This window comes from Acetobacter fabarum, from assembly GCF_011516925.1.
Classification (GTDB): Bacteria; Pseudomonadota; Alphaproteobacteria; order Acetobacterales; family Acetobacteraceae; genus Acetobacter; species Acetobacter fabarum.
On sequence record NZ_WOTG01000002.1, the window covers coordinates 271,337 to 296,984 of the forward strand.

The following is a 25,648-nucleotide window of genomic DNA, read 5'->3' on the forward strand; positions in this document are numbered from 1 at the left end:
GTGCGTGCGGTAACCGGGGCAGGCATGGCAGCGTTATGCCATGCCTGCCTGTAAAAATAGCCGTATTATTCAGGCTGTTTTTTGGGACGCAGCGCGTGCAGCCTGTTTTTCTTCCTCAGTCCAGACCCGGCGCTCACGCTTGACCTGCGGTTTGACCTGCTTGACCGGCCCGCCACCCAGTACGGGCGCGCGCATGGTGGAGTTCCGGGCGTCTTCTGAGTGCCATTCATGCTCGGTATGGACGGTCAGGGTCTGCCCGATCTCCCGTTCCACATCATGGAGCCATGCGCGCTGTTCGGCATCGCACAGGGTTACGGCAATGCCCCGCCGCCCCGCACGCCCGGTGCGGCCTATGCGGTGGACGTAGCTTTCGGGCAGGCTTGGCAGGTCGTGGTTAAAAACATGCGTGACTGTATCTACGTCAATCCCGCGGGCTGCAATATCCGTTGCAACCAGAACCTGCACCGTGCCCTCACGGAACGCATTGAGCGCGCGCTCCCGCTGCCCCTGTGAGCGGTTGCCGTGCAGGGCTTCCGCCGTAATCCCGGCATCGGTCAGAAAAGAGCAGACTTCGTTGGCAATGTTTTTCTGCAAGGTAAAAACAACCGCCTGACCAATATCAGGTTCCTGCAACTGTGCGAGCAGGGCTGTTTTTTTGTCGGCGGCGTTCACAAACATGACCGACTGTTCAATCCGGTCCACGGTGGTGGAGGGGGGGGCAATTTCCACCTTGGCCGGGTCGCGCAGCAGGTTTTCCACCAGTGCGGCAATGGATTTGGGCATGGTGGCGGAAAACAGCACGGTATGCCGGTCTTTGGGCAGGGTTGCCACAATCCGCTCAATCGGTTTGGCAAAGCCCATATCAAGCATCTGGTCGGCTTCGTCCAGCACCAGGGCTTCAAGCTGAGACAGGTCACAAAGCCCCTGTTCGATCAGGTCCAGCAGGCGTCCGGGTGCGGCAACAAGAATATCCACACCATCCTTGAGCGCGTTGACCTGATGCATCTGGCTTACGCCGCCAAATACCGTTGTGACGCTAAAGGGCAGGTGGCGGCCAAAGTTTTCAAAACCATCGGCAATCTGGGACACAAGCTCACGCGTGGGTGCCAGAACCAGAATACGCGCCCCCCCTTTGGGGGCCGGGCGCGGGTTTGCGGCAAGGCGGTGCAGGAGCGGCAGCGCAAAAGAGGCTGTTTTGCCCGTGCCTGTTTGCGCCAGACCCAGCAGATCACGGCCTTCAAGCAGTAGGGGAATGGACTGGGCCTGAATGGGGGTGGGGCTTACGTAGCCTGCCTCGGCCAGTGCAAGGAGCAGCGGCTCCATCAGGGAGAGGTCGGCAAAAGTCATGGACATGGGAAAGCGGCGCCTGATGGGGCATCGCGGGATGAAAACTGACGCTTTTTACGGAGGATGTCTGGCCGGGTCAATATAGCGGGAGGGCGGTCTTTTGGCAGAATGTCCTATTTTACCATTTTGCGGATAACGCCCATCAGTTCCTCCAGTGCTTCCTCCCCGCCATTTTCAGCAATGGCGGTGCGCACGCAGCCTTTGGCGTGGGATGTCAGGATCTGTACCCCCACGCCATCCAGCGCGGATTTAACGGCGGAAAGCTGGGTCAGAATATCCACGCAGTAGCGGTCATCCTGCACCATGTTCAGTATCCCCCCGACCTGTCCCTCAATCCGTTTAAGGCGGTTGATCAGGGCAGTCTTGTCCGGCTGGGTCACGTGCCGTTCCGTGCTGGCCGGGGTGGGGGGTGTGCAGGCATGGCAACCGGGTTTGTCTGTGGACATGGGCTTCTACAGGCTGTTCTGAACAAAAAAGAGGCAGGGGCCGAAACGGGTAAGAGCCTTTCAGGCCCCGCAGCCGTTCCGGAGTGTGATCTTGCTCCCTGTGTAGAATGTCTGCGCGCCGGACGCAAAAGGGAGTGTGCCGGTCAGGCGCTGGCAGGGGTTAGAACCATGTGCGCACGCCAAAGGTAAAGCGGATGTCCTCTGGCCCGTTATCGGCTGTGCCGTGCCAGTTTGGCCTGCGGTTTGCGGTGTTGCCGTAATGGCCGGCATAGGTCACGGCAATATAGGGAGCTATTTTGCGCTTGAATTCGTAACGCAGGCGCAAACCCGCATCAATGTCGGAAAAACCCCGGCTTACGTCGCGCTGAGCATCGGTATGGGAATAGAAGTTGAACTCCGCCTGAGGTTGCAGGATCAGGCGGTTGGTAATCAGCAGGTCATAAGACCCTTCCAGCTTGCCCGCTACACCTTGGGCATTAAAGTAGGCTGTGGCTGATACATCAAAAAAGTACAGAGCAAGCCCCTGTACCCCAACAGCCCCCCACGCACGGGTTGGCCCACTATCCAGATCAAGCCGCACACCGGCCTGTAGGTCAAAATAGGTGGAAATGGCGTGGTCATATAAAAATTCGTGGTCGCCATCACTCATATGGCGGTGCCCGTCCACCGTGCCTTCGGACTTGATCCAGAGCTTGTCGTGGTCGGTGCCAAACCAGCTTTGCCCGGAATAGCGCAGCAGGCTGTCCCCCGCAGTATAGCGGCCTTCAAACTGCTCCATCAGAACATGAAAATAAGTGCTGTGGTCCATGACCGGGGGCATGTTGTGCACATAATGCACGACTGGCGTTGCCGGTGGGGTCGCCGGCCACTGGCTGCTGGGTGCCAGGGGGGGCAGACTCACGCGGAATGTAGTGGGGTTCGGGGGCTGTGCAATCACCCCGCTGGTGGCGGAAGTGGCCGGGTGGGGCGTGCTGGCATGGGTGGTAGGCGCAGGTGGGGCCGCCGTGTGGGAGGGAGCCGCAGGGTGCGCCGTACCATGGGTGGTGGGCTGCGGGGCCGGGTGGGCTGGCATATCCATGCCCTCGCTCATGTCCATACCGGGCATATCCTCCATGCCTGCCATACCCGCCATGGCGGGTTGTGGGCTGGCAGCTCGGGCGGGGCTGGTGTTGGGCAGGTTTATGCCAAGCAGCAGCAGGGCCGCGCAGGCGGCGGGGGTGTATCTGCTCATGACACCACCACTGTGCGGAACATGCCAAGGTCCATATGGTAGAGCAGGTGGCAATGATAGGCCCACAATCCGGGCGTATCGGCCGAAACAAGGTAGCTGAGCTTGCTCCCCGGCTGCACAATAATGGTATGTTTGACCGGGTTGTAAGCGCCTTGCCCGTTTTCCAGTTCGCTCCATAACCCGTGCAGGTGAATGGGGTGTTCCATCATGGTGTCATTGATCAGGGTAAAGCGGACGCGCTCGCCCAGCCGCAGGGGAATTGGCTCTGCTTCGGAGAACTTTTTGCCGTCAAAGCCCCATATGTAGCGCTCCATGTTGCCGGTCAGGTGGAGCGTGATCTCCCGCGAGGGGGGGCGGGTATCTGCCACCGGGTGCAGGGCGCGCAGGTCGGCGTAGGTGAGCACTCTGCGGCCATTATCGCGTAGTCCATCCCCCGGGTCAGCAAGCCGGTCGGTGGGTATGCGGGCAATGTTCTGGTTTTCAACATTCAGCGGCGGCGTGTGGGTGGCAAGCGGTTTGGGGGCGGACATATCCATGCCTTTCATGTCCATACCCTGCATGGTGGAGGGCATGCCCATGTCCAGCATGGTGCGCACGGGGCGTGGGTCCATGGGGGGAATGGCGGCCCGCATACCCTGCACGGGGGCCAGCGTGCCGCGCGCAAAGCCCGTGCGGTCCTCCGTCTGGGCAAAAATGGTGTAGGCTCTGCTGTCCGTAGGCTGCACGATGCAGTCGTAGGTTTCGGCCACACCAATGCGGAACTCATCAACCCGCACGGGTGCTACATCGTTGCCATCGGCCTGCACCACATCCATTTGCAGGCCGGGAATGCGGATGTCGTAAAAGGTCATGGAAGAGGCGTTGATAAAGCGCAGCCTGACCCGCTCGTTCGGGCGGAACAGCCCGGTCCAGTTGGTATCGGGCGTGCAGCCGTTCATCAGGTAGGTGTAAATAATCCCGGTTACGTCTGAAATATCGGTGGCGGACATGTTCATGCCTGCCCATTGCAGGCGGTTTTTTATGGCGGCCCCCAGACCATCCCGCTTGGCGTCATGCACAAGGGAGACAGCCGTCCGCTGGCGGAAGTTGTAGTAGTCGTCCTGAAATTTCAGGTTATTCATAATGTCGTGCGGGGCCACGTCCGACCAGTCAGAGAGAAGAATAACGTAATCCCGCTCCCATGTTGTGGCCGGTGGGGTGCGGGGGTCTATGATAATGGCCCCATACAGCCCCCGTGCTTCCTGCATGTTGGAATGGCTGTGGTACCAGTAGGTTCCGCTCTGTTTGACGGGAAAACGGTACGTAAAGCTCCGCCCCGGCGCAATGCCACCAAAGCTCAGGCCGGGTACGCCATCCATATCGGCCGGGCAGCGTATGCCATGCCAGTGGATGGAGGTGTCCTCGGCCAGATGGTTATGCACGTTCAGGGTTACCGTCTCCCCCTCGCGCCAGCGCAGGGTGGGGCCGGGCATGCTGCCGTTCATGGCCGGTATGGTCTGGGTTTTGCCGGCAATGGTGCAGGCCATCGGGCTTATGGTCAGGTCATAAACCTGCTGTGGGTTGGGGGGAATAATGGGGTCAAACAGGGTATCCGCCTGCGCACGGGGTGTGGCAGGCAGGGTGGCCATGGCGGCAAGCGCGCTGGCACCAGTTATAAACTGGCGGCGTGCAATGCTCCTGCCATGGCGGAGGGAGGAATTGGGCATGGTCTGGTCCATACTGCGCGCTCTGCACGGGGGCAGGGCGTCTGGCTGATCGGGCGGAGCTGTGGCTCCGGCGGATGTGTCAGGCCGTGTGCAGTCTGGGGGGGCGGAGCAGGGGGGCCGCCCTGCGGTCGGGCAGGGTAGGGGGTGTTGCAAAAACCGGGCGTGCCCGGGTGTGCCACAACAGGCCACTGGGCAGCATGCCAACCGCTGTATCAACAACAGACAGGGCATTCCCCGTCATGCAGCATGCGCCGTGGTGGTGCATAAGGTGGTGTGTGGCGGCCGTGGTTGTGGGGCAGCTTATGGCTGCTGATGTGTGGCTGTGCAGGGGGGCTGTGCCCGCCATGCTGTGCCCGGCCATGTGCATGGCTGTATGGGCCATGGCAGGTTGTGCCGCCCGCGCGGGTGTATGCGCAGCCCAAAGCCCCAGTGTTGCGGCCAGCACAAGCAGGCAGCCCATCACCATCTGATGCAGGAAAGAACGACACAGCATCTTTTAAATATACCCCTAGGGGGCATATATGGCAAGAAGAATGGATGCGGTTCCAACCCGACCACCCCCTATGCATAAGCATGTTTGGCCCCGGTCTGTGCGACCACGGGCGCGGAGCAACAAGAGCATGAGCCAGATTGTCAGTTTTCCCATAGAGGGCATGAGCTGCGCCAGCTGTGCCACCCGGCTGGAAAAAGTGCTTAACCGCCAGCAGGGCTTGCAGGCGTCGGTCAATTTTGCCACGGCAAGGGCGCAGGTCACGCTGGAGGACCCCACCACCCAGTTGCCACAGGTGCTTGCTGCCGTGCGCAGCGCGGGCTTTGCGCCCCAGACGGCCAGTGTGGATCTGGCCCTGACCGGGCTGACCTGTGCTTCCTGCGTAAGCCGGGTGGAAAAAGTGCTTAATGCCCTGCCGTCTGTTCAGGCATCGGTCAATCTGGCGACCGAGCGTGCGCATGTCAGTTTTGTGCCCGGTGTGGTGGATACCGCGGCCCTGATCGCGCGGGTGGGAAAAGCGGGTTACGGTGCAACCCTGTACAGCCAGCAGGACCCGGATGCGCAGGCAGCGCAGCACAAGGCCGCGTTGCGAGATGAATGGCGTAATTTTGTGCTTGCCGCAGTGCTGAGCCTGCCTTTTGTGGGGCAGATGCTGGGCATGCTGGCAGGGCTGCACGCAGCCATGCTGCCCTTGTGGGCGCAATGTGTGCTGGCAGCCATTGTGCAGGTCTGGTGTGGGCGCTCCCTGTATGGCGGGGCCATGCATGCCTTGCGCAGTGGGGCTGCCAATATGGATGTGCTGGTGGTTATGGGCACCGGCATTGCCTTTGTGTTCAGCACCGTTGTCATGCTGTTTGGCCTTGACCAGCCTGTGTATTTTGAAACCAGCGCACTGGTCATGACCCTTGTTCTGCTTGGGCGGCTCCTGGAGGCCCGCGCCAAGGCCCGTGCCAGCGCAGGTATGCAAAGCCTGCTGCACCTGCAACCCCGCACGGCACAGGTGGAGCGCAATGGCCAGTGGGTGGAACAGCCGGTGGAACAGCTTGTGCCCGGTGACGTATTTATGGTTCGCCCCGGTGAGAGCGTTGCCGTGGACGGGCAGGTGCTTGATGGCCAGTCCGATCTGGATGAAGCCATGTTAACGGGGGAAAGTGCTCCCGTTGCCAAAACCGCAGGGGACCGCGTGTTTGCAGGCACGCTCAACCAGACCGGGGCATTGCGTGTGCAGGCCACCAAGGTGGGCACGCAAACCGTACTTTCGGGCATTGTGCGCATGGTGGAGCAGGCACAGGGCAGCAAGGCCAGCGTGCAGCGTCTGGCCGACCGCGTAGCGGCTGTATTTGTGCCCGCGGTACTGGTGCTGGCCGTGCTGGCCCTTGGTCTTGGCTGGGTTATCACGCATGACTTCGGGGCCAGTCTGGTCAATGCCGTGTCCGTGCTGGTTATTGCCTGCCCGTGCTCTTTGGGGCTGGCAACGCCCACGGCCATTATGGTTGGCACGGGCCTTGGCGCACAGGCGGGTATTCTGTTCCGCAATGCGGATGCGCTGGAACAGGCCCGCAAGATGGACATTCTGGTTACGGACAAAACCGGCACGCTCACCATGGGACGGCCCGGTGTGGTGCAGGTGCAAAGTGCGCAGGGTGTGGCGGAACAGGCCATGCTGGGGCTGGCCTGTGCGCTGGAGCAGAGTTCCGAGCACCCGCTGGCCCGCGCCATTGTGGCCTACGCCACGGAGCGGGGTGCCCAGCCTGCGGCCCTGAGCGACTTTAAAGCCATACCGGGGCAGGGGGTGCAGGCCCGCGTGGATGGGCAGGATGTGCATATGGGCTCGCTGGCTTACATGCTCCAGCTTGGCTATCCGGTTGACCATACCTTGACCGATGGTTGGCAGGCACGGGGGCAGAGCATTGTTGCACTGGCCCGTGCCGGTGCGGTGGTCGCCTATTTTGGGCTGGCTGATCAGGTGCGGCCAGAAGCCCAGCTTGCTATTGCCGCCTTGCGGAGCGAGGGCCTGCGGGTTGTCATGCTCAGCGGGGATAACGCGCGTGCAGCGCAGGCTGTAGCCCGGCAGGTGGGTATTGATGAGGTCGTGGCTGATGTGCTGCCAGATGGCAAGGCCGCCCAGATTGCGCGGTTGCGGGCCGATGGCCAGCATTGCGTAGGCATGGTGGGGGACGGCATTAACGATGCACCAGCCCTTGCGCTGGCCGATGTCAGCTTTGCCATTGGTGCCGGGGCCGATATTGCGCTCGAAACAGCCGATGTCGTGCTTGTGCGCAGCCAGTTGACAGCACTGGTGGATGCGCTCTCGCTCTCCCGCGCAACGGTTTTCAAAATCCGGCAGAACCTGTTTTTTGCCTTTATTTACAACATACTGGGCCTGCCGTTGGCGGCCTTTGGGCTGCTGGACCCGGTCTTTGCCGGGGCGGCCATGGCCATGAGTTCCGTCTCGGTGGTCAGTAACTCCCTGCTGCTCAATCGCTGGAAGCCGCGCAAGGTCTGGTCCGCGTAATCTGCCTGTAGTCCAGCCTGCTCCCCTGTGCCCGGCGGTTCAGGCGGGCAGGGTGGGGGTTGTGCTGCCCAGCAGCAGGCTGCTGGTATGGGGGCGCCATTCGCCCGTGTTTTCGTCCCGCCCCTGTAGGTAGAGCCTGCGGGGCGTGCCAGCCGGGGCGGGCTGTGCGGCATCGCGCAGGAAGACCTCCATATCCTCGGACTGTTTGCGGTTGATCAGGCAGCATAGCGGTGTATCGGGGAAGGATTTGAGCAGGTTGGCCGTGCTGCTTTCCCCCGCAAAGATCATCAGGGGGGGCTGTTTGCGTTTCTGTTCAAAATGGAGGCGGATCAGCTCGGTTTTTCCAACCCCTGCGGGGAATGGGTAGTGGGAGACCTCGGTAGGTTCCATAACGCCCTTGCGCTCGACCAGCCGTGCGCCAAACACATGCTCGTGCCGCAGGTTGTAGCCGTATTCGGCCGAGGTGGCGAACAGGGCAATCAGGTCCTCCAGTGCGGAAGAGCAGATAATGGGGTCTATCCCATGTTCCTGCAAAATCTGGAGCAGGTTGCCCATTTCGGGCGTTAGCCGCAGCATTTGCGTTATGTCTGCCTGCACAGGGCCAGCCTTGCCGGGGCGGGAGGCAGGGCAGACCCACCTCTGGTTGCTGATTGACGCTCCAAGGCACCATTCATTGGCGGCGCGGCTCAGGGTAATCACATCGGTCTGGGTTTGCCCCGCAACCAGCCGGATCAGCCATTGCTGTGCTGCATCGGGGCCATGCAGGGCGGCCACCGCCTGATGGCAGAATGCCATACGTGCCCTGAAGGCCAGCATGGCGGGGTTGTCCTGTAATTCCTCACGCGCAATGGGGTGGGGCATGTGCCCGTAGCGGGCGGCCAGTGCGCTGTAATCCTCTACAATATCGCTCACAAGGCCGGGAAAAGTAACCGGCTGTCCGGCAAGGTTTGCAAAGGGAGCAGGTAGGGGGTGGCTGGATGCGTGCACATGGATCAGGCTGCGGAACTTCTGGGCTGGCAGCAAAAAGCAGAAGTGTTCCAGCATGAACAGGAACAATGTCTGCTGCACATCACCCACTATGGCGGTGTTGTTCCAGTCCATCACCACATAAGGGGGGGCGTTGCCATTATAGGTGTCGGAATAATGGCCATGCGCGTTAATGAGTGCCTGAATGGCCTCCCGGAGCGGGGGGTGCCACTTTAACTCTTCCAGTTCGGGCGGAGGGCGGTCCATCAGGTCGGGTATGCTGGTGGCCCGTCCGGCTGTGGGGGCGGCCAGAAGCGCGGTCAGGCCCAAACCAAATGTACGGCGGTGCAGAACAGGGCGCATACAGATTCCAGACTGACAGATAAAGCGGTGCAGCCCCCTATTGAAAGGCGGGAACACGCACGGTCAAGTCATGTTATGCGCAATGGACAAAAAGACACGGGCCAGAAGACGCTCAGCCAGACCCGCTACAGGGCAGCACACATGGCCCCGGCAGCCTATACCGGGGCCATATGGCGTTGCCGTTGGTTTAGACCTGAGAAGGCAGCAGGCGGGCCAGTGCGCGTTTGCGGCCGATAAGGGGGAGCAGGTCGCGCAGTTCAGGCCCGTGTTCTTCCCCCGTCAGGGCAACACGCAGGGGGTGGAACAGGCTTTTACCGCTGCGGCCTGTTTTGTCCTTGATCGCGGCTGTCCACGCCTTCCATGTTTCCACATCCCACGGTTCGGGCGGGAGCAGGGCTGCGGCATCCTGCAGGAATGCTTCGTCTTCTTCCTGCACGGGGGGGATAATGTCCCCCTCCACAACGTTCAGCCACAGCTTGGCTTCCGAAAGCAGGTCGATATTGCTGCGAATAGCCAGCCAGAAGGCTTCCGTAGCCCCTTTGGGCAGCTTGTCGGCCACCGTGGTAAAGGGAAGCTGGGCAAGGTAGCGGTGGTTCATGGCCAGAAGCTGGCGCGTGTCAAACCGTGCAGCCGAGCGCGAGATATGTGACAGGTCATAGCTCTGGGCCAGCGCATCAAACGGCATGAGTGCCGGGTCGTCCGAACTGCCAAGGCGTGCGAGGTAGGAGATCAGGGCTTCCGCCTCCACCCCGTCCTGACGCAGGGTGCGCAGGGAACAGGCATCAAATCGTTTGGAAAGCTTGCCGCCGTTTTCATCCAGAAGCAGGGGCAGGTGGGCAAAGCGGAAGTGGTCGGGGCGCGCGCCCAGAGCCTCGGCTATGTCAATCTGCACACCGGTATTGGTAACGTGGTCTTCCCCACGGATAATGTGGCTGATCCCTGTTTCTAGGTCATCCACAACCGAGGCCAGCGTGTACAGCACCGTGCCGTCGGTACGGACCAGAACCGGGTCGGATACAGATGGCAGCTTGACCTGACATTCCCCCATAACAAGGTCGCGCCAGCGCACAATGCGGCCAGAAAGTTTGAAGCGCCAGTAAGGCACCTTGCCATTGGCCTCGGCCTGTGCGCGCTGCTGCTCGGTCATTTTGAGCATGGCGCGGTCATACACAGGAGCACGGCGCTGGCGGATCTGGGTTTCGCGCTTTGCGGCCAGTTCCTGCTCGCTTTCAAAGCAGGGGTACAGATGGCCGGATGCCTTGAGCTTTTCAATGGCGGCAGCATAGCGGTCCAGCCGCTCGGTCTGGCGGAAGGTCTCGTCCCACGTAATGCCCATCCACTCCAGATCCTGCTGGATGGCACCTACCAGTTCCTCGCGCGAGCGACCGGTATCCGTATCATCAATACGCAGTTGGAATTTGCCCTTGTTGCGGCGGGCAAACAGGGCGTTGGCAAGGGCAAGGCGGGCATTGCCCACATGGAGAAGGCCCGTAGGGCTGGGCGCAAAGCGGAGTTTCATAACAGGGGCTTATGCCGTGAATGGGCTGGAAAGACCAGCACGAAGGAAACATAAAACAGGGGCAGGGGTGGCATGCCGGGTGGGGCTGCCTGCCGCTGCCGCTTGTGGGCGGGAATTAGTGCAGGTTGTGCAGGCCGGGGTCGAACGTGTCCGTGTCGTCCTCTTCCGCTCCCGCATCGTCTTCATCTTCAAGCAGAATGTCTTCCCCGTCCACCAGCCGGCGGGGGTCCAGCATGCGCCAGTCACGCTCCATGGGGGTTGCTGGGGTTGCGGTAAAGTCATCCAGTTCGTTGGCGGAGCGCCAGCCATCGTCTTCTGCGTCTATAACCACGGCGTCCTCGCCAAAGCTGGTCCATGTGTCCAGCACGTCCTTGGCGGAAGCACCGGGCGTGCGGCAGCGTTCCACACTGTCACGCACATAGGCGCGGGCAAAAGCGTTGGCGTGGGCAAGGTCATGAAAAACGCCAACCTCTTCCACAATATTGTCTTCGGCGCCGCCGGACAGGTCCAGAATACGGACTTTCCAGCCCTGCTCCTGAGGGGCTTCGGTTTCGCTCATGAGGTTTTCCTAGCTGTCTTTTTTGTTGCGGGCGGAGGCAAACAGGAATTCACGCCCGATTTTAACCCGCTCAACACCGTTGTACGAAATAATATCGGCTGTGGCGTAGGTTTCGTTCCATATTTCGGGAATGAACGAGCCTGTGCCAACAACGTCTATGGGGGCATGCGCATCGGCCATACAGGCGCATTTGGTGACCCCAAAGCCCGAGGAGGCGATAATCCGCACCTGTTGGAACCCTGCCTCGTCCAGTGCTTCACGCATTTTCCAGATGGATGCGGCAGAAACGCCTGTACCAATCAGGTAGCGCAGCTCACGGTCCGAGCGGTAGCGGCGCAGGGCCTCGGGGGCGTGGCGGTTGACCACGGTATAGGATTCCTGCGGGTTCAGCCCTTCCATAAACCGCCCGCCATGCGTATCCAGCCGCACGGCAATGCGGCCTGCTTTGGCCAGGTCTTCAAACCGGCGGCATACGGCCAGTGCGTCGGTTATTTCCTGCCCAAAATAGTCCACCAGCACCACAAGGTCGGAATCGGGGAATGTCTCGTGGAACATTTCCGCCGCCCGCACGGTGGAACCCGCATACCCAATAAGCGCGTGGGGCATGGTGCCTGCGCCCTGTGTGGTGCCAAAAAAGGCGGAAACGGCATCATTGGCTGTGCCAACAAAGCCTACCGCCCCGTCCTGCTGGGCTGCCCGCCCACCAACGGAGGCCGCATAGGCCATAAGTTCCTGCATTTCGTAGCCTGCGCAATGCCGGGCATCCATGGCCAGAAAGCGGGTTTGTGGCAGGGAGAGCGCCATCTGGTAAGCCCGCAGGGCCGCAACGCAGGAACTCCCCAGCTTCTGGAGCAGAAGTGTTTCCAAATCCGCCAGATGCAGGAATGAGCCGGTCACATAGACCAGCGGTTCCCCCGCCCCAACCCATTCGCCCTCGGGGTGGAGCAGGTCCACGGTGTAATGGCTGCCGCGTTCGGCCATAACGTTCTTCAGCCATTCCAGCATAATGCCGGGGGCGGAAATAACAGGGCAGCGCAGGAAAAAGGCGTAAGTGACCTCACAATCCCCAAAGTGGCTGACAATCTGACTGGTGCGGTTGAAGTAGGAATCCGTGCGTGCCCGGATTTCTGCATCTGTCAGGGCGGTTGCGGCCTGTGCCGTAGTAATGCCGGGAGCCGTTACGCCAGAGGGGGACTGCGTCATTGCTGAAATGCTCTTTTCTGCCAAATACACTGCACAGATGATGGGTGTGATGGAGGGTGGCGTAAAGACCACCCCCCGCTTCTGTGATCAGGCAAAGAGCAGCGCGGCCTTAGTTGCGGCCGGTCAACTCCTCCGCGATCAGGAATGCCAATTCCAGAGACTGTTCGGCATTCAGGCGCGGGTCGCAGAAGGTTTCGTACCGTGCGCCAAGGTCTGCTTCGGTCAGGCGCTGGGCACCGCCTACGCATTCGGTCACGTTCTGGCCGGTCATTTCCAGGTGAACACCGCCAGCAGGTACGCCCTCGGCTGCGCACACGGCAAAGAAGCCTTTGACTTCCTTCATCACCGCATCGAACGAACGGGTCTTGACCTTGTTCTCGGTCGAGATGGTGTTGCCGTGCATGGGATCGCTGATCCATGTCACAGGCTGCCCCGTTTCCTTGACCGCCCGCATGAGCGGGGGCAGGAACTGTTCGATTTTTTCCGCCCCCATACGTGAGATCAGGGTAATGCGCCCGGCCTCGCTCTGGGGGTTGAGGATGGTGGTCAGGCGTTTGATGTCTTCCACGCTGGTGGTGGGCCCAACCTTGATGCCAATGGGGTTGCGCACCCCACGCAGGAACTCCACATGCGCCCCATCGGGCTGGCGGGTGCGGTCCCCGATCCATACAAAATGGGCCGAGCAGTCATACCATTCGCCCGATGTGGAATCGACGCGCGTCAGGGCCTGCTCGTAAGGCAGCAGCAGCGCTTCGTGCGAGGTGTAGAACTCGGTTTCGTCCACCTGGGCGGAGGAGGCTGCGTCAATCCCGCAGGCCTGCATGAAGGCAAGGGTCTCACCAATCCGTTCGGCCATGGTGCGGTAGCGGTTGGCCAACGGGGAGCGTTCCACAAAACCAAGGTTCCAGCGGTGCACTTCGTGCAGGTTGGCATACCCCCCGCGAGAGAAGGCGCGCAGCAGGTTCTGGATTCCGGTGGACTGGAAATACCCTGTTTCCATCCGTGCCGGGTCGGGAATACGGGCTTCAGGGGTGAATTCCGGCCCGTTGATGATGTCCCCCCGGTAGGATGGCAGGCTGACACCATCTATCGTTTCCATATCGGAAGAGCGCGGTTTGGCGAACTGGCCAGCCATACGGCCGAGCTTGATGACCGGCACCTTGGCCCCAAAGGTGAGCACCACGGCCATTTGCAGCAGCACACGGAAGGTGTCGCGCACAATATCGGCCTTGAACTCGCCAAAGCTTTCAGCGCACGGGCCGCCCTGAAGCACAAAGGCCTTGCCCTGTGCAGCCTGAGCCAGATGGTTGCGCAGGCGGCGCACTTCACCAGCAAAAACCAGCGGTGGGTAGGCGCTCAGCCGGTCCTCAACGTTTTTAAGGGCCGCTGCGTCCGGATAGGTGGGAATCTGCTTGAACGGAAACGAACGCCAGCTATCCGGCATCCAGGTCTCAGACGTCGGGTTGGGCTGGGTGAGCGTAGCACTCATAACGCGTTCCTGTTCAGTTGGGCTGATTACACACAAATGGTAAGCAGAAGGGTAAAAACAATCTCTCTTGGGCATGAATTTGCCAAAGGCGGCTGCCTTTATGTCTAATATGCACAAATTACGCAAATAGCGTTTGCTGGCCCAAGCCATGTTCTGGTCAATGGTGTGGCATCTGCCCCACTCTTGACCAGAGGATTTGGATTTTTGCACTTTTGGTGTGATAAGGGGGACCAGTATGGAACCTGCGCGGCCATGTGCTTTATGGTTTGTGTGGGGTGTTTTTTCTTTTTTCTTGCGGGGTAACGCGCAATGGCGCAGCTGCGTAGACCGTTTGTAAACGTGATGTCCGGCCTTCTGGTGGGGGCCAGCCTTGTGGGGGCAGTAAGTGTTGCTCACGCGGACCCCCTGATGACCCCCAATGACGATGTTTCCTTCTCCGAAGGGAATGGCAACATGGACACGGGCGCGGGCAAATCAACCGAAGCAAAGACCGTGCACGGGCACCGTAGCCTGCCCCCCGGTTATCAGGATGCTCCGTCCATGGAGTTCCAGCATGGGGATGACCCGGACCATCTGGCCAAGGTGCACAGGGATTCGGTCACGGGCTCGGACCTGTCCCGCTATGGTTCCGCTTACCAGAGTTCCGGTCCGTTTGGTTCGGGGCAGGTGGGGGATTCCACAGGCAATGGCTGGGTTACCCCGCGCTAAACTGGTGTGGGTTCGTCCTCTATAAGACGAATATCGGCCTGGCCACTGGTCAGGTCGGTCAGCTTTGCACAGACGTCCTGTTGCAAAGCCTGTGGGAGCAGAAGCTGGAACCACGCCCCGTTTTCATCAAAAACGGGAGGTTCGGCCTCCACTCCCCACTCAGGCAGACGGGCCTGAATAATTCCCAGTAATGAAAACGGGCAGTGGAACCCAAGCCTGATCCGCTCGATCAGCTCTTCCTTCGGGGCTTCACGCAGGCATTCGGCTGCCGTGCCGGCATAGGCCCGCACCAGCCCACCCGCACCCAGTTTGATCCCCCCAAACCAGCGGGACACCACAATAGCTACGCGGTCCAGCTTTTGGGCAACAACCACCTGCAAAATTGGGCGGCCTGCCGTGCCCGAGGGTTCTCCCGCATCGTGGCAGCGGCAGTGGGGGCCAAACTGCCATGCCCAGCAATGGTGGGTGGCATCCGGCTCGGCTGCGGCAATGCTGGCAATAAACGCATCGGCTTCCGCAATGCTGGCAATGGGGATTGCGCGCGCGAGGAAACGGCTTTTTTTAATATCCCGTTCCAGCAAAAAAGGGCCGACCAGCGTTTGTGTCATGCGCCCTTCTTATCCTTTCCGTTCCGGTTCGGGCAAGTCGGGCGGGGGCAATGCGCAGCTTCACGAGGGGCATATGCCAAAACTGGGGGCTGACAGTCTTTTGTAACAGGAGTAACGCGGTAACAGATGTTAACCTGTGTTACGCTAGCCCGGAACTGGCAAACCCTGCCACCAGAGGTCTGAACAAAGGAGAAAGCACCCACATGATGCCGGTATTCCGTAAAAAATGGAAAATCCTGTTTGGCTTGTGTGCGCTTGCACTGCCCCTTATGGCCGGTGTGCCCGCCCACGCCGATGGTGACCCGCTCAATGGTGGGGATGATGATGACACGGACGCCCACCGTGCCTCCAGCATGCATAATCTGGCAGGCAAGTTACCTTTGCCACGCGCGCACAAGGACTTTAGCAAATACCGTTTTGTGCCACCGGGGGACAGGGTGGTGGAACAGGCCGATACAAACCGGCTGCTGTTCTGGACCAAAGGCGGCCAGCCAGATGGGTATGCCCAGCGGCGCGGGAGCAGTGTGATTTATTACAACGCCCAAGGGCAGGCTGTGCGGGTACAAAGGCTGACAGCGCAGGAAATGAACGACTAAATGCCTCGCCCAGCCCATGGTTCTGTTCAATCAAAGCCAGAGGCTGGGAGGATACCCCTGTGGCCCCGTTAAAAAGGGGCAACAGGGGCGTGTTTTCAGGCTGTGGTGGCAATCAGTTCCAGAATGGAAGCAGACGACTCCTCAATGGAGCGGCGCGTTACATCTATGACTGGCCAGTTATGGCGGCGGCATAACCGCCTTGCCCAGTGCAGTTCTTCCTGCACTTTTTCCAGATCAATATAGGCGTAATCGGTTATGGCCTCTGGGCGGGACTTGCCCGGGATCATCTGGTTCAGGCGGTTGCGGCGGATTTCAATCAGCCGTTCGGGGTCTATGGTCAGGCCAATAACCGGCTTGGTTGTGGTAAACAGGGCTTCTGGTGGTTCTATGCCCATAACCAGCGGTACGTTAGCCGCCTTTATGCCCCGGTTTGCCAGATAGAAGCAGGTCGGTGTTTTGGAAACGCGTGAGACGCCAACCAGAATAACATCCGCCTTGTTCAGGCCGCGTGTTTCCTGCCCATCATCATGGGCCAGCACATAATGCATGGCCTCAATACGCTGGTAGTAGTTTTCGTCCATAATATACTGGCCGCCGGGGTGGCGGGTTGCCTCTTCCCCGGTTTCTTCGGCCAGAAAGTTCAGGGCGTTGTCCAGCACGTCCAGAAGCCTGATCTGCAGGCTGGCGCAACCGGCTTCCATATCCGCCTGAAGGATCGGGTCTGTCAGGGTAGACATGACCGGCCCACGGTTATTGGCAATATGCCGCAAAACCCGCCGGAGCTGGATCTGGGTGCGGATCAGGTTCCAGTGCCGTAGCCGGACTTCAGTGTTGGGGAACTGCGCAATGCAGGCCCGCGCCACGGAATCGAGCGTTTGCCCCGTAGCCTCGGAAACGAGGTGGAGAGTAAGAATTTTTTGCATGGTATCAGATTGAAAAATGGCCGCCTCAAAGCGAGGCGGCCACTTTTTCCTTAGGCTTTAACAGCCTTGTTATTGCGTGCGGCAAGAGCTGCCTGTGCTGCGGCCAGACGGGCGACCGGCACACGGAAGGGGGAGCAGGAGACGTAATCCAGCCCGACTTCTTCAAAAAAGGCGATGGAGAGCGGGTCCCCACCATGTTCACCGCAAATGCCCAGCTTGAGGTCGGGCTTGGCGGCACGGCCTTTTTCCACACCCATGCGCACCAGAGCGCCCACGCCTTCGCGGTCGATGGAAACGAAGGGGTCCTGGGGCAGCAGCCCTTTTTCCACGTATTCAGGCAGGAAGGAGCCTGCATCATCACGCGACAGGCCAAGGGCTGTCTGGGTCAGATCGTTGGTGCCGAAGGAGAAGAAGTCAGCACTCTGTGCAATCTGGTCCGCAGTCAGGGCTGCACGGGGCAGTTCGATCATGGTGCCAATCTTGTAAGCAAGCTTGACGCCACGTTCGCTCAGCACATCGGCAATAACGCCTTCGCAGGATTTACGAACCAGATCCAGCTCGGCTTTGGTGCCGATCAGCGGGATCATGATTTCGGGTTCCACGGCCTTCCCGGTTTCCTTCGCAATGTCCAGAGCGGCCTCGGTAATGGCACGCACCTGCATGGCGTAGATTTCGGGGTAGGTAATGCCAAGGCGGCAACCACGGTGGCCCAGCATGGGGTTGGATTCGGAAAGGGCCGAGCGGCGTGCGCGCAGGCTTTCCACATCCTTGCCCAGTGCCTTGGCCACATCAGCCAGCTCGGCCTCACCATGCGGCAGGAACTCATGCAGCGGCGGGTCGAGCAGGCGGATGGTAACCGGCAGGCCAGCCATAATACGGAAGAGTTCCGTAAAGTCGCTGCGCTGGAACGGCAGAAGGGCCTCAATAGCGCGGGCGCGTGTCTGTGCGTCATCCGCCATGATCATCTGGCGCACATGGCCAATACGGTCAGGGCCGAAGAACATGTGCTCGGTCCGGCACAGGCCAATGCCTTCCGCACCAAAGCGGCGGGCGGTCTGTGCATCTTCGGGTGTTTCGGCGTTGGCGCGCACACCAAGGCGGCGTACGCCATCTGCCCAGCCCATAAGGGTGGCAAAATCGCCCGAAAGGGTGGGCGGAATGGTGGGAACGCGACCCTTGTAAACAGCACCCGTACCACCGTCGAGCGTAATCCACTCGCCCGCTTTGAGCGTGTGGCCATCCACGGTCATGGTCTGGGCCTTGTAGTCCACGGCAATGCTGCCAGCACCGGCCACGCAGACACGGCCCATGCCACGGGCCACAACGGCTGCGTGGGAGGTCATGCCGCCGCGGGTGGTCAGCACGCCACGGGCTGCGTGCATGCCGTGTACGTCTTCTGGCGAGGTTTCAATACGCACCAGAATAACGTCTTCACCCTTGGCTGCGCGGTCTTCCACATCCTCGGCGGAGAAGGCGATTATCCCGGTTGCAGCACCGGGGGATGCGGGCAGGCCGCGGGTCAGCAGCTGGCGCTCGGCTTTGGGGTCCAGCACAGGGTGGAGCAGCTGGTCGAGCGATGCGGGAGGAACGCGGGTTACCGCTTCTTCCTGCGTGATCAGGCCTTCCTTGGCCATGTCAATGGCTACGCGCAGGGCTGCGGCTGCGGTCCGTTTGCCCGAGCGGGTCTGGAGCAGGTAGAGCTTGTTGGCCTGTACCGTAAATTCAATGTCCTGCATGTCGCGGTAGTGGCGTTCAAGCAGGTCGCGCACCTTGAGCAGTTCGCTGTACGCGTTGGGCAGGGCTTTTTCCATCGAGGTCTGACCCTCGACCGAACGACACTCCGCCATGGGCTGCGGGGTGCGGATGCCGGCCACAACGTCCTCGCCCTGTGCGTTGATCAGGTATTCGCCGTAGAAGATGTTTTCACCCGTGGACGGGTCGCGGGTGAAGCACACGCCCGTTGCACAGTCATCCCCCATGTTGCCGAACACCATGGACTGAACGTTAACAGCCGTGCCCCAGCTTGCGGGAATGTCATGCAGTTTGCGGTAGGTGTTGGCGCGTGGGTTCATCCATGAGCCAAAGACGGCTCCAATGGCACCCCACAGCTGGTCCTTGGGGTTTTCGGGGAAGGGGGTTCCCGTTTCGGACAGGACGATCTGCTTGTAGCTTTTTACAACGTCCTGCCATTCTTCGGCGGTCAGGGCGGTGTCATCAATCTTGCCAGCGGCGCGTTTGGCCTGTTCAAGCAGGTCTTCAAATTCGTGGTGCGGCACGCCGAGCACAACGGAGCCGTACATCTGAATGAAGCGGCGGTAGCTGTCCCATGCAAAGCGGGCATCGCCCGAGGAGCGGACAAGGCCTTCAACCGTTGCGTCGTTCAGACCAAGGTTGAGCACTGTGTCCATCATGCCGGGCATGGAAACGCGCGCACCGGAGCGGACAGAAACCAGAAGCGGGTTTTCGGCATCGCCAAAGCGCAGGCCCATGGCCTGTTCTACCAGCCCCATAGCCGCTTCAAGCTGGGATTCCAGCTCGGCGGGGTACTTCCGTCCGTTGTCGTAAAAGGCGGTGCAGACTTCAGTGGTAATGGTAAATCCTGGGGGCACCGGCAGGCCAATATTGGCCATTTCCGCCAGATTGGCGCCCTTGCCGCCGAGGAGATTGCGCATCCCGGCGTTGCCTTCGCTTTGGCCAGCGCCGAAACTGTAGATCCACTTGGTCATTTTGCCGTTCACTTCATTCTTTTGTGCCAGATGAGCTGAAGTTCCGACCGAGGGGATGGGAACAGGGGATACCGGAACAGCAGCCGGACTGGGCACGGAATTTTTATTTTTGGTTTGGACGACGAACTCCACCCCTTCGTTGCCCGGCAGCATGGCGCAGATTTGGCCGCCGGGCAATCTCTCTTTTACACGTAAATGGTAAAAAACTGCGGGTGTGGTGGTTCTATCCGTTTGTTACGCAAAAGGCGTTCCATTCTGCTTCGTCCATGGTGGGAATGTTCAGCTCCGCCGCTTTTTTGGCCTTGGAGCCTGCCTTTTCCCCCAGCACCACCAGATCGGTCTTTTTTGATACGGAGTCGGACACCTTGGCCCCCATGCGTTCGGCCGTGGCCTTGGCCTCCGGGCGGGTCATGGTGAGCAGCGTGCCGGTAAACACAATGGTCTTGCCCGCCAGAGGGCCGCCACTGGCGGCACTTTCCTCGGTAATGGTCAGCTCGGCGCTCAGTTCGGCCAGCGTGGTCTGGTTGTGGGGCTCAGCAACAAAGGCCACCACATCCGTTGCTATGGCGTTACCAATGCCGGTAATGGACCCCAGTTCCAGCCGGGCGTCAGAGCCGATAATGGTGGCCGCCTCCATCTGCTGCAGCCAGTTGGCATAGCTGCCGTAATGGCGGGCCAGCAGGCGGGCGTTACTTTCCCCAATACGGCGGATACCCAGCGCGTAAATAAAGCGCGAAAGTGGGATTGTGCGCCGGTCGTCTATGGCCTGAAGCAGATTACGCACAGACTGCTCACCCCAGCCATCACGCTGTTCCAGAGCTGCTGCGTGGGCCTTGAGCCGGAAGATGTCGGTGGGGGTGTGGATCAGCCCGGCGTCATAAAACTCGCGAATACTGCGCTCACCCAGCCCTTCAATGTCAAAGGCAAGGCGGGAGGCAAAATGGATCAGCCGCTCCACGGCCTGTGCGGGGCAGGTCAGCCCGCCGGTGCAGCGGCGCACCACTTCGCCTTCAGGTCGCACGGCCAGCGCGCCGCATACGGGGCAATGATCGGGAAAATGAAAAAGAGGCTGCCGTTCGGGCGCTGGCTCACCTGCTGGGACCGTACCAAGCACCTGCGGAATAACATCGCCTGCGCGCTGGACGTACACAAGGTCACCTTCGCGCACGTCCTTGCGGGTAATCTCGTCTTCATTGTGCAAGGTGGCGCGGGTTACAAGCACCCCGCCAACGTTAACCGGTTCCAGATGTGCAACAGGGGTCAGGGCACCGGTGCGCCCGACCTGAATTTCTATGGCGTTCAGGCGCGTAATGGCCTGTTCTGCCGGGAACTTCCACGCGATGGCCCAGCGGGGGGCACGCCCGGCAAAGCCCAGACGTTCCTGCAGGCTCAAGTCATCTATTTTGTAAACAACGCCATCAATATCATAGGCCAGACTGGCGCGCTCGCGGTTGATTTCCTCAAAAAAAGCTTCGGCATCGGCCGCTCCCTCAATCTGGCGGGAGAGCGGGTTGACCGTAAACCCCCATGCCTTGAGCTGCTCCAGATAAGCCCAGTGGCTACGGGTTGCCTTGTTCGAGCAGAAACCCTGCGCATAGGCAAAAAGGGAGAGCGGGCGCTGGGCCGTAATGCTGGCGTCCAGCTGCCGCAAGGACCCCGCCGCCGCATTGCGCGGGTTGGCAAACAGGCGCTTGCCTGCTGCCTCCTGTGCGGCATTGAGTGCGATAAAGTCGGTTTTGGAGAGGAAGACTTCCCCGCGAATTTCGATCAGGTCGGGGTAGGGGGCGGGGAGCTCCAGAGGCAGACTGCGCAGGGTGCGCAGGTTGGCGGTTACGTCTTCCCCTTCCGTGCCATCGCCCCGAGTGGTGCCCCGGATGAACTTGCCGGATTCGTAAGTAAGGCTGATGGAAAGACCATCAATCTTGGGTTCACCCACCAGACGCAGGCTGGACGTATCTGCCTGATCCAGCCCCAGAAACCGTGCTGCACGGGTGATGAAGCCTTCAAACTCCTCACGGTCAAACACGTTGTCGAGCGAGAGCATGGGGGCAAGGTGGACATGCTTGCCAAGCCCCGTATCCGCGCTGGCCCCGACTGCATTGGCTGCGCTGTTCTGTGGTTCAGCATCGGGGTAAAGGGCGGCAAGCTCGGTGTAGCGCTTGCGCAGGGCATCATACTGCGCGTCGCTTATTTCCGGGGCGTCATGACCATGGTAGGCGGTGTTGTGGTAGGCAATCTGGCTGGCCAGTTCCGCCAGTTCCGTGCGGGCCTGATCACTGTTCATTTCCGTGACCGGGGTGGTGTTCGTTGTCATTTTTTGGAGTCCAGCAGGCTGGCGGCGGCAGCGCGGGCTGCATCGGTAATGGTGTCTCCTGCCAGCATGCGTGCGATTTCTTCCCTGCGTTCGGTTTCTGCCAGAGCTATGGCGTGGGTTGCGGTTTGTCCGTTACGGGTCTGTTTGCCAATCCGTAAATGCGCATCAGCACTGGCGGCAACCTGCGGGCTGTGCGTAACGGCCAATACCTGCACATTCAGTGCCAGACGGTGCAGGCGCTCACCAATGGCGGCAGCGGTTGCACCGCCTACGCCTGCGTCAATTTCGTCAAAAATGAGCGTGCCAATACCAGATTGCCCGGCCAGAACCAGCTTGAGTGCCAGCATCAGGCGGGATAGTTCCCCCCCCGATGCCACCTTGGCAATGGGGCCGGGGGGCTGGCCGGGGTTGGCGGCAATAAGGAACATGACCTGCTCCATGCCGTGGCGGCTCCACTGCTCGGAGGGGAGGGGCTGCAACTCGGCCAGAAAACGGGCTTTTTCCAGTTTAATGGGTTTGAGTTCGGCCGTTACGGCCTGCTCCATTTTTTTGGCGGCAAGGGTGCGGGCATCGGTCAGGGCGCGGGCGGCCTCCATATAGGCAAGCCGGGCGTCTTCCGTGGCTTTGCGCAGGCCCTCCAGCTCGGTGGCGCCATTGTCCAGTGCGTGGATGCGCGCAGTCAGTTGCGCCAGCAAAGCTGCCAGTTCATCCACCAGCACGTTGTGTTTGCGCGCAACGGTGCGCAGGGCAAACAGCCTTTCTTCCGTTTCTTCCAGCTCCCGTGGGTTGGCTTCCGTATCTGCCATAAGGCGGGAGAGCAGGCTTTCAGCTTCGGCCAGTGCGGTTTCTGCATTTTCCAGCGCGCTCAGGGCTTCGGCGGTGCGGCCTGCAAGCTCATCGGTTTCAGGCGGTGTGCTGTCCGATGTGGTGGAGGGGACCAGACGCAAAAGGGCGCGGTTGGCAGCGCGCAGGGCGGCGGCTGGCCCGGTGGAGCGGCGGTCACGCGGTGTGAGTTCGGACAGGGCGGCTGCCACGGCCTCGCCCCGGCGTTCGGCCTGCTGGAGCGCGTGGCGTTGTTGCGCCAGCTGGCTTTCCTCCCCCGGTTGGGGCGCTAGTGCGGAGAGTTCGCTCACCGTATGGCGCAGCCATTCTTCCTCACGGGCGGCGTCTTCCAGTGCCTGTTGTGCGCTGGCAAGGCTCTGGCGCAGCTCCTGCCAGTGGGTAAAGGCCTGTGCGACTTTTTTAAGGAGGGAGGGCTTAATGCCGTAAGCATCCAGCAGGCCGCGATGGGTGGAGGCATCGGCCAGCCCCATCTGCTCATGCTGGCCCTGAATTTCGATAAGAGCGGAAGCAATTCGGCGCAGCAGGGTCAGGCCCACGGGCTGGTCGTTAATCCATGCGCGTGACCGCCCCTCGCGCGAGATCACCCGGCGCAGCACAAGGGGTTCGCCTTTGTCGGCCGGAATGCCCTGTTCTTCCAGCTGGGTGTAAACCGTATGGCTTGCCGGGGTTTCAAAACAGGCGGTTACACGGGCTTCCTCCGCACCGGCGCGGACAAGGCCCGCATTGGCGCGCTCGCCCATGGCAAGGCCCAGACTATCCAGCAGGATGGATTTGCCTGCCCCGGTCTCCCCCGTTAAGGCGGTAAAGCCGGGGTGGAGAGCAAGGTCTAGTGCCTCGATCAGCACAACGTCTCTGATGGAAAGATGTGTCAGCATAGCGACATCCGGCTTTTAGGTTCACACCTGAAATGACTGGAGTCTGCGGAACAGACTAAACAAATGCGCCTGCTCCCGCCTGAGCGTGAACAGGCATACCCTTGCTGCGAACAGGAAAGGTGAGTCCTGTATGTTCCTGTTGTGTTCTTAGTTCAAGAGTGAAAGTGAAAAAGCCGTATTACTTTTTGGTGGCCGCCGCAGGAGTAGCGGTTGCAGGCTGCTGCATGGCTGCCGGGGCGGCCATACGCTCATCCCGTGTGTCTGATGCCTGTGCTTTGAGCAGGTCCGGTTTGGCAGGGGTGGTAACTGCCTTGCCCGGAGGCGGCAGTTTGCCGTCGATCAGGTGGTAGCTCTTCAGCTTGTTGTAAGCGTAGTGGTACCACTGGCTACCGGGGTAGTTGTAACCCAGAACAATGGCGGATTTGCGCGCCTGATCGGTTAGCCCAAGGTCTAGGTACACTTCCACCATGCGTTCGAGTGCTTCAGGCACATGGTTGGTGGTCTGGAAGTCCTGCACAACGCGCTGGTAACGGTTAATGGCACCTTCATAATTACGTTCGCGCTGGTAATAGCGGCCAACCAGCATTTCCTTGCCAGCCAGATGGTCACGGCACAGATCGATTTTAAGCTGGGCGTCGCGGGCGTATTTGCTCTGGGGGAAGCGGGTAACCACTTCTTCCAGCGCGTCCATGGCTTCTGCCGTGCCCTGCTGGTCACGCTGCACGTCTGCAATCTGCTCATAAAAGCAGAGCGAGCGCAGGTAATAGGCATAGGCGGAATCGGTGCTGGTGGGGTGCAGGCTGATAAAGCGGTTCAGTTGCTGCACGGCTTCGGGGTATTTTCCTTTGAGGTAGTAGGAATACCCTTCCATCAGCTGCGAATTGGGGATGTAACCCGAATAGGGGTAGTTCTGCTGGAGTGTTTCAAACTCGGCAGCAGCCAGCTCGTAGCGGCGTGTGCGCAGGGCATCAATGCCGTTGTTATAGAGCGTCTCCGGTGGTGCAATTTTGGGCGTGATCGGCCCTTTTTTGCTGCCGGTCAAAAGACTGCAACCCGTAAGCCCGGTCAGCACCAGAGCTGAGAGCACGAACGGCAGACGACGACGGACTGACTGTGTTTTTATAGAAATATCAAACATACCGGCTCTTCAGATCGAGACGAAATCTTATAGCATGTCAGCGGGTCAAGAAAAGCAAAGAAACGCCGATTATTGAAAGAGCCGTGCAAAAAGCTGGTCAGGCTGCAGCAGAGGTGGATTGCAGGTCTGTTGTGTCCTGCCATGCGGTGCTCTGGGCAAACAGGGTTTTGAGCAGCATGTTGTTGAGCGTGTGGCCCGAGCGGTTGCCCCGGAAGCTGGCGTTGAGCACGCAGCCCGCTAGATACAGATCCCCCACCGCATCCATGATCTTGTGGCGTATGAACTCATCCGGGCAGCGCAGGCCCGCCGGGTTGAGTACAACGTCATTATCCACAACAATGGCGTTATCCAAAGACCCGCCCAATGCCAGCCCGGCTTGATGCAGGGCTTCAATTTCCTGCCGCATGGCAAAGGTGCGGTTGCGGGCCAGCTCGTTGCGGAAGGAGGTCGGGGTCAGGTCCAGAGCATAGCTTTGTGCGCCAATGGCGCGGGCGGGAAAATCAATGCTCATGGACAAATGCGGGCTTGGGCTGCTGTGGGGGAGCAGTTCCACCCAGGCATTCTGGTGCTCCACCCGAACAGGTTCCAGAACCTGTACCACCTTGCGTGGCAGGTCCTGCGTTTTGCGTCCGGCGCAGTCGAGCAGAAAAACAAAATCTGTGGCGGAGCCATCAAACACCGGGGTTTCCGGCCCATCAACCAGAACAAGTGCGTTGTCTATGGCGCACCCGCAAAGGGCGGCCATCAGGTGTTCAACGGTTGCAACCCGGTTTTCGGGGCGTGCTTTTTCGCCCAGAACGGTGCTCAGATGTGTTTCCACTACGTAATCATAACGCGCGGGCAGGGGGGCTGCCTGTGGCAGGTCGGTCCGTTGGAAAACAATGCCGTGCCCTGCGGGAGCAGGGGCAATGGTCATGTTAATGGAGCGGCCAGTGTGCAGGCCAATACCTACGGCAGAAATGGCATGGTGCAGCGTGTGCTGGGCCGGTGCGGTTTTTTGGCGCATCTGTCGCATGGTGGTGGGGAGGATCTCCACAGATTTGGAACATGGGGTAAGCTCCCCAGACAGATTATCCATGATCC

At 60.3% G+C, this 25,648-nt stretch carries 20 protein-coding genes; 3 read left to right on the forward strand and 17 right to left on the reverse strand.

All coding sequences use genetic code 11. The features are described 5' to 3' along the window. Positions 1-69: 69 nt before the first annotated feature. The 5 genes from GOB83_RS04285 to GOB83_RS04305 all read right to left on the reverse strand — a co-directional run bounded on the left by GOB83_RS04285 (position 70) and on the right by GOB83_RS04305 (position 5,223). Positions 70-1,353, reverse strand: coding sequence for a DEAD/DEAH box helicase (locus GOB83_RS04285; protein ID WP_086645608.1), 1,284 nt, complete (start codon positions 1,351-1,353; stop codon positions 70-72). A gap of 107 nt (positions 1,354-1,460) precedes the next feature. Next, positions 1,461-1,793, reverse strand: a complete 333-nt coding sequence (locus GOB83_RS04290) for a metal-sensitive transcriptional regulator (protein ID WP_086645607.1) — start codon at positions 1,791-1,793, stop codon at positions 1,461-1,463. A 160-nt stretch (positions 1,794-1,953) separates the two neighbouring features. Beyond that, positions 1,954-2,865, reverse strand: a complete 912-nt coding sequence (locus tag GOB83_RS04295) for a copper resistance protein B (protein ID WP_373321597.1) — start codon at positions 2,863-2,865, stop codon at positions 1,954-1,956. A gap of 155 nt (positions 2,866-3,020) precedes the next feature. After that, positions 3,021-4,730: a copper resistance system multicopper oxidase gene (locus tag GOB83_RS04300; protein ID WP_165925339.1), complete on the reverse strand. Its 1,710-nt coding sequence runs from the start codon at positions 4,728-4,730 to the stop codon at positions 3,021-3,023. Between the two features lie 79 nt (positions 4,731-4,809). After that, the gene (locus GOB83_RS04305) at positions 4,810-5,223 is read right to left on the reverse strand and encodes a hypothetical protein (protein WP_165925340.1); all 414 of its coding nucleotides are present in this window, start codon (positions 5,221-5,223) and stop codon (positions 4,810-4,812) included. 127 nt (positions 5,224-5,350) lie between these two features. On the opposite strand from GOB83_RS04305, the gene GOB83_RS04310 reads away from it, so the two are divergent. Then, the gene (locus GOB83_RS04310) at positions 5,351-7,735 is read left to right on the forward strand and encodes a heavy metal translocating P-type ATPase (RefSeq protein WP_165925341.1); all 2,385 of its coding nucleotides are present in this window, start codon (positions 5,351-5,353) and stop codon (positions 7,733-7,735) included. A 39-nt stretch (positions 7,736-7,774) separates the two neighbouring features. On the opposite strand, the gene GOB83_RS04315 is transcribed toward GOB83_RS04310, so the two are convergent. The 5 genes from GOB83_RS04315 to GOB83_RS04335 all read right to left on the reverse strand — a co-directional run bounded on the left by GOB83_RS04315 (position 7,775) and on the right by GOB83_RS04335 (position 13,834). Then, positions 7,775-9,064, reverse strand: coding sequence for a lipoprotein pyruvate-formate lyase (locus tag GOB83_RS04315; RefSeq protein ID WP_165925342.1), 1,290 nt, complete (start codon positions 9,062-9,064; stop codon positions 7,775-7,777). Positions 9,065-9,251: 187 nt separating this feature from the next. Then, complete coding sequence (gene gltX, locus GOB83_RS04320) at positions 9,252-10,583, reverse strand: glutamate--tRNA ligase (protein WP_086645602.1); 1,332 nt, start codon at positions 10,581-10,583, stop codon at positions 9,252-9,254. A gap of 115 nt (positions 10,584-10,698) precedes the next feature. Beyond that, positions 10,699-11,142, reverse strand: coding sequence for a hypothetical protein (locus GOB83_RS04325; RefSeq protein WP_165925343.1), 444 nt, complete (start codon positions 11,140-11,142; stop codon positions 10,699-10,701). A 9-nt stretch (positions 11,143-11,151) separates the two neighbouring features. After that, positions 11,152-12,345, reverse strand: coding sequence for a nicotinate phosphoribosyltransferase (locus GOB83_RS04330; RefSeq protein ID WP_095349225.1), 1,194 nt, complete (start codon positions 12,343-12,345; stop codon positions 11,152-11,154). Between the two features lie 109 nt (positions 12,346-12,454). Next, entirely contained in the window at positions 12,455-13,834 is a 1,380-nt protein-coding gene (locus GOB83_RS04335; protein WP_086645600.1) for a class II 3-deoxy-7-phosphoheptulonate synthase, read from the reverse strand. Positions 13,835-14,143: 309 nt separating this feature from the next. Between GOB83_RS04335 and GOB83_RS04340 the strand changes: the two genes are divergently transcribed. Then, the gene (locus tag GOB83_RS04340) at positions 14,144-14,542 is read left to right on the forward strand and encodes a hypothetical protein (RefSeq protein ID WP_086645599.1); all 399 of its coding nucleotides are present in this window, start codon (positions 14,144-14,146) and stop codon (positions 14,540-14,542) included. Here the strand turns inward: GOB83_RS04340 and GOB83_RS04345 are convergent. Further along, complete coding sequence (locus GOB83_RS04345; protein ID WP_165925344.1) at positions 14,539-15,150, reverse strand: IMPACT family protein; 612 nt, start codon at positions 15,148-15,150, stop codon at positions 14,539-14,541. The two genes, GOB83_RS04340 and GOB83_RS04345, sit on opposite strands and share 4 nt — an antisense overlap. A 203-nt stretch (positions 15,151-15,353) precedes the next feature. On the opposite strand from GOB83_RS04345, the gene GOB83_RS04350 reads away from it, so the two are divergent. Next, a complete protein-coding gene (locus tag GOB83_RS04350) occupies positions 15,354-15,746 on the forward strand; it encodes a hypothetical protein (protein WP_233129051.1) in 393 nt (130 codons plus the stop codon). 95 nt (positions 15,747-15,841) lie between these two features. On the opposite strand, the gene GOB83_RS04355 is transcribed toward GOB83_RS04350, so the two are convergent. From GOB83_RS04355 to lpxC, 6 genes are all read right to left on the reverse strand, one after another. Beyond that, on the reverse strand, positions 15,842-16,669 hold the full coding sequence (locus tag GOB83_RS04355) for a pyruvate, water dikinase regulatory protein (RefSeq protein ID WP_086645597.1): 828 nt from the start codon (positions 16,667-16,669) through the stop codon (positions 15,842-15,844). Between the two features lie 50 nt (positions 16,670-16,719). Then, complete coding sequence (gene ppdK / locus GOB83_RS04360; protein ID WP_086645699.1) at positions 16,720-19,395, reverse strand: pyruvate, phosphate dikinase; 2,676 nt, start codon at positions 19,393-19,395, stop codon at positions 16,720-16,722. A 223-nt stretch (positions 19,396-19,618) separates the two neighbouring features. Beyond that, positions 19,619-21,679 (reverse strand): NAD-dependent DNA ligase LigA, encoded by a 2,061-nt coding sequence (gene ligA / locus GOB83_RS04365; protein WP_165925481.1) that lies wholly within the window; start codon positions 21,677-21,679, stop codon positions 19,619-19,621. A 26-nt stretch (positions 21,680-21,705) separates the two neighbouring features. Beyond that, positions 21,706-23,427, reverse strand: coding sequence for a DNA repair protein RecN (gene recN / locus GOB83_RS04370; RefSeq protein WP_165925345.1), 1,722 nt, complete (start codon positions 23,425-23,427; stop codon positions 21,706-21,708). Between the two features lie 178 nt (positions 23,428-23,605). Further along, positions 23,606-24,565: an outer membrane protein assembly factor BamD gene (locus GOB83_RS04375; RefSeq protein ID WP_165925346.1), complete on the reverse strand. Its 960-nt coding sequence runs from the start codon at positions 24,563-24,565 to the stop codon at positions 23,606-23,608. 97 nt (positions 24,566-24,662) lie between these two features. Further along, positions 24,663-25,643, reverse strand: a complete 981-nt coding sequence (gene lpxC, locus GOB83_RS04380; protein WP_086645594.1) for a UDP-3-O-acyl-N-acetylglucosamine deacetylase — start codon at positions 25,641-25,643, stop codon at positions 24,663-24,665. Between the last annotated feature and the right edge of the window lie 5 nt (positions 25,644-25,648).